The organism is Cryptosporangium minutisporangium, from assembly GCF_039536245.1.
Taxonomy (GTDB): domain Bacteria; phylum Actinomycetota; class Actinomycetes; order Mycobacteriales; family Cryptosporangiaceae; genus Cryptosporangium; species Cryptosporangium minutisporangium.
Genome location: NZ_BAAAYN010000132.1, coordinates 1 through 5,107, shown reverse-complemented (window position 1 = coordinate 5,107; position 5,107 = coordinate 1). Strand labels below are relative to the sequence as shown.

Annotated in this window: 2 protein-coding genes; one reads left to right on the top strand and one right to left on the bottom strand. The window is 76.9% G+C overall.

The features are described from left to right. Positions 1-132: 132 nt before the first annotated feature. Positions 133-498: a hypothetical protein gene (locus tag ABEB28_RS42790; RefSeq protein ID WP_345734042.1), complete on the bottom strand. Its 366-nt coding sequence runs from the start codon at positions 496-498 to the stop codon at positions 133-135. Position 499: 1 nt separating this feature from the next. Between ABEB28_RS42790 and ABEB28_RS42785 the strand changes: the two genes are divergently transcribed. Then, a partial coding sequence (locus ABEB28_RS42785) for a toxin glutamine deamidase domain-containing protein (RefSeq protein WP_345734041.1) occupies positions 500-5,107 on the top strand: 4,608 nt, incomplete at its 3' end.

The window sequence follows — 5,107 nt, the reverse complement described above, 5'->3', positions numbered from 1 at the left end:
CGCCGAAAACTCACTACTCACCGCACCTGACAATCCCACCGCACCTACCGGGCCCGCACCCACCCTCGCCCCGCCGGCACCCGCCCTCAGTCCTCCACTCGCCGGCGGTCCGCCAGCCGGATCACCGCCGGCTTACTCAGCCCCGACCGGCTCCTCACCCTCGACCGGAGGGTCACAACCGTCCTCCGGCGCAACCCGTGCCGGCGGAGGCGAACCCTCCGGCACCGCCGGCTCGAACTCTTCCGGCTCCGATTCCTCCGGCTCCACCCCCTCCGGCGGCAGCAATTCCACGAGCAGCTCCAGCTCCACGGGCGGCTCCGACTCCTCTGGCGGCGCGGACACCTCCACCGCCACCTCCTCGGGCGGCTCCAGCGACTCCGGTGGGTCCGAGCCCGCGGTGACGCTCGGCGACGCCGGTGGTCTCGACTCCCCCGGCGATGCCAGTGGGTCCACCGCCGCGAACGGGTCGGACGCTTCCGGAACATCCGACGCGTCCACAGTGTCGGCGCCGACGGACGCCGGCGGAACGGGCCCGACGACGGCCTCGGACGCCGGGGCCAGCGCTGCCGACAGCACATCCGCCTCCGACACCTCCGCAGCCGCAGACGAGGGCGCCACCGAACCCACCGCGGACACCGCGTCGGACACCGGCTCGCGGGAGGCGTCGACCGCCGACACCGGATCGGCCGACGCCAACCCGAGCGACAGCCTCCGCACGGACACCGCCGCCGACAGCGGTGCGGCAGTCACCGAGTCGGCTACCACCGAAGCGCGCGGCCTCGATCCGAGCACGATCGACCCGATCGACCCGGCCACCGCCGAGGTGCGCTCGCTCGATTCGGGGACGTACGACGGAGCTGCCGACCTCGCAGCGGACGGTCCCGCGCCGCGCGCCGACGCCCGCGCGGCCACCGTCGCCACGGCGTCGGACACCGGCGACGCCCGCGCGGCCACGGCGTCCGGCCCGTCGGCTGAGACCTCGGCGCACCGGGACAGCCCGGCCGATCAGACGCCGATGCGGGAGGGGCGCCGGATCCGACCGCCGGTCACCGGCCCTGCGGTGTCCGATGTCCAGCTTCCGCCGGAGACCGCACCGCGCACCGCCCCCGCCCAACCCCCTGCCTTTACCGCGGACACCCTCGACGAGGCGTTACACGGTTCGGCCCGGACCCCGGAGCAGATCCGGCTGCGCGACCTGCTCGGCGCACTCGCCCCGGACGGCCAGGATCCTGACCTGGCGACGGTCCGGGCCGCGATCGACGACCAGCACAGCGCCGCGCTCGCGGTCCTGTTGGCGGCCGGCGCGACAGCAGCCGGAGCCGCTCGCCTGGCGACGCCTCGCACGGTCCCGGCACCCGCCGACCCCGCGGCCACCGGCGGCGACACGCTCCCCCGGGTCCGCACCGGAGCGCTACACGGCAGCGTCCCCACCGACCCGCCGACCGATCCCTCCGCCCACGAAAACCCACCGCCGGACCGGCCCAACGACCCGAACGACGACGCCAGCAGGCCGAGCGGTCCGACCGAACCCACGGACCCCGCCGACCCGAACGCGGTCGATGCCTGGCGCCAGGAGTCGCGGGCGTACTTCGACGACCTGGACGACCGGATCGACCGGCTGCAGACCTGGTTCGGCGAGATCAACGCGCTCCAGACCCAGGTAGACGACGTGCAGGCCACCGCGACCCGGCTGACCGAGGCCGCCACCCGAGCCGAGGAGCAGGCAGCCGCAGCCGCCAACCCCGCCGCCAACCCTGCCGCCGACGCGGAGGAGGCCACCGCCCGCAGCGCCGCGGCCGCCCGGCTCCGCACCGAGGCCGACCGGCTCCGCGCGCTGGCCGAGGCGGCGACCGACCGGCTCGCCGCCACCCGCGCGGCCTACGACCGGGCCCGGATCACGCAGCACTACGCCACCTCGCCGGAGTTCGATCCGGACGACCCGGCACAGGCCGACGCACCGACGAACTGGGTCGACCAGAACACCGACACCGGCCGCCTCATGACCCGCGAGGATCCGCTCGTCCAGCGCTCCCCGGTGCGCGGCGCCGCCAACCGGCCGCCCGCCGACCACCTACGAACGTACGGACGGAACGGATACCGGGTGCCGCTGCTGGCCCACCAGCGGCTGCTGGAGGCCGCGCTGGTGGCGGCGTTCGGCCGAATCCGGGTGCACCCGCCGGTCGACGTCGGCACGTGGGTCCGCCGGATCAACGACTTCGGCCGCCGCTCGGACACGACCCGGCGGATCAACTGTGTCGACTCGGTGCGCTCGTTCGTCGACACCTGGTTCGGGCGGCCCCGGGTGGCAGCGCCACTGGCCCGCAGCAAATACAAGTTCCGCAACGCGACCGCGGTCGTGCGTGCGGACTCCGTCGGCGACACCCTCGGGATGGACGAGGACTGGACCGGCGGCCGGTACCAGCAGGTCGTCCCCCTGATCGACGGGCTGGACCCGGCCGCGGCCGACCAAGCGGTGCGGGACGGGTACGCCCGGATCACCGCAGCCCTTCTCGAGGCCGGGCCCGGTGCCGCAGTGATGCTCTCGACGAGCTGGCGCGCGGGCGGATCGCACACGTTCGCCGCGGTGAACCAGGGCGGGGAGATCCGGTGGGTCGATCCGCAGACCGGCGACGTGAGCCGGGAGCCGATCTACCCGGCGAGCGACGTCCGGCATCTCGACCTGCTCCTACTGGGACCGGACGGCGCGCCGGTTCCGGTCGCCGGTCTGCCGATGTCGCCGGAGAGCGAACGTCCGCCGACGCGGGAGTACGTCGCTGCGGCCGCGTCCGCCTCCGGTGGGCCCGCGCCCGATCGGCCGGACGCCGGACCGCGCACCGGCGTGGGCGATGCGGAACGGGCGGCTCGGGAGCGGGCTGCTGCGCAGGCACGGGCCGACCAGCGGTTGGCTGAGCAGCTGTCGGAGCTGGTCCGCCGCCGGGAGCGGCTCGACCAACGGCTCGGCGCGGTCGCGGCCGGGCATCCGGATCCGGGGCCCACCGCGGGAGCCTCAGCGACCGGCGAGTTCACGGTGGACGGTGCGGCGGGGCGCCCGGCGTCCCCCCGGCGGGTCGCCCGGGACACCCGCGACATCCTGACCGCGCTTCCGGGGCCCGGCACGCCGTTCACCTCCGCCCACGTGCAGCCGGACGGCCTGATCCGGCTCACCGCTGACGGGCAGCCCGTCCGCGTTCGGGTGGTGACCGCGGCGTCGTCCGAGCTGGGGCGCGTGTCGCTGGGGCCGGACGCGCTCGTCACCCTCACGGTGTCCGACCGCGCCGGGCGGCGTGCGCTGGCGGCGGCGCTGCCGTTCGCGCTCGACCAGGCGTGGGCGACGCTGGACGGCGCGCCGTCCGGCGCGGACGTGTTCGGGCCCGGCCCGGTCGCCGGGCCGATCGACCCGGCGTCGGTGACCGCTCGCGACCACGCCCGCGTCAACAGCCTGGTCCGGACGCTCGACCAGCTCGATCGAGCGGTACGCCGGCCGGTCGCCGCGGCCCGGTTGCGGGCGGGCGCCCGGGCGGAGATCGCCGCGGCGGGCCTGGCGCCCAGCGCCGACGACGTGGGCTGGGCACACCGCCGGGCGCTGCTCGATCCCGAACTCGCGGCCCGGGTCGCTGCGCTGGATCCGCATCCGGCGTTCGGTCTGGCGGCGAGCGTCCTCAGGAACCAGACCACGCCGCCGGCAGCGCCGTCGAACACGGCGAGCACCGCGAACACGGCGAGCACCGCGAGCCTGGCCGACCAGGTACGCGCGGAACGCGACGCGGTCCGTGCCCGCGAGCAGGCCCTCGCCGCCGTCCTCCGAGGCACGCCCCGGGTGGGCCCGACCTCTCCCCAACCCGGTCCCCCACAACCGCCCGGCGGAGTTGCGCCAGGTGGAACCCCGCCCGGTGGTACCCCTCCCGGCGGGAGCACGCCGCCGGGTCGGAGCGGGCCGCCCGGCGGAAGCGGACCGCCTGGGCCGCCGACCGGTGGCCTCACGCCGAGTGGTGACCCGGACGGGCCGCTGTTCGGCGCCGATCCCGTGCAGAACCTGCGGAACACCACCTGGATCGCCGAGGTGGCCGGCGTCCACCGGATCGACCCCGTCCCGGGCCAACCGGGCGTCTTCGCGGTGCACCCGACAGCGACCGGACCGTCGTTCCCGCTCGCGATCGGCGTCGACCCGAACGCAACGCCGGGCACCGTCCGGAGCGTTCCGGGCGGGCCGCCCGGCGCGCTGGGTCTCGCCGTGCCCGCGCGCGGACGGCGGATCGACGTCCAGATCGAACTCGCCGCCCAGCTCGCCGCGTTCGTCGCCGCCCACGCCGGTGCCGGCCCGGTCGACCTGCTCGGCTCCGGCCCAGCGTCCCCGCAACTGCGGGCCGACCGGGCGCAGCCGCCGTTCTCCGCGGTGGACCACGCCACGCTCGCCCGGGTACGCGGGTACGGCCGCGCCGCCGCCGAGGCCGTGCCGTTCCGTCGTGGCCCGGCCGACGCGGGACTCCACCGGGCCCTCACGGACGCCGGGCTGCTTCCGGACGGCCCGGCACCGGCCGACGCCGCTCTCCGGCTGGCCGCCGCAGTCCGCGCTGACCTGCTCACCAGGGCCGACGCGGATGCCGCCGCCGCGCTGGCCGGTGCGCGCCCGTCGTCCGCGAGCCGACGGGTCGAAGAGGCGGTGGCCCGTGCCGTCGGCGCTCTCGGCGGGGCGGGCACCGCCCGCGGTGGTGGCCTGGTCGACCTCGTGCCGGCCGGGGTGCCGCCGGTCACTGCCCGCGTCGTGGTCGGTCCGGCAGGCGCTCCGCCCGCGGTCGTCACACCGCACTCCGGGGCCCTGCTGATCACGGTCGCCGCCGACGCCGACCCCACCGAGGCGGCGGTCGCCGCGGCCCGCTGGGTCGCCGGGGCTCTGGCCGCCGCCACCGGCGCACCTACCACCGGAACCGTCCTCGGCCCCGATCCGCTCCCGCCCGGCACCGACCGTTCCGCGCTCACCGTCCCCGACCACCAGGCACGCGCCGAGCTGGTCGAGCTCGCCGCGGCCGCCCGGGATGCGGGCCGCTTCGCCCGCCGCGCCGCCGTGACCCGGCTCGCGCGCCGCGCGGACGCCCTCGGCCTGCGCGTC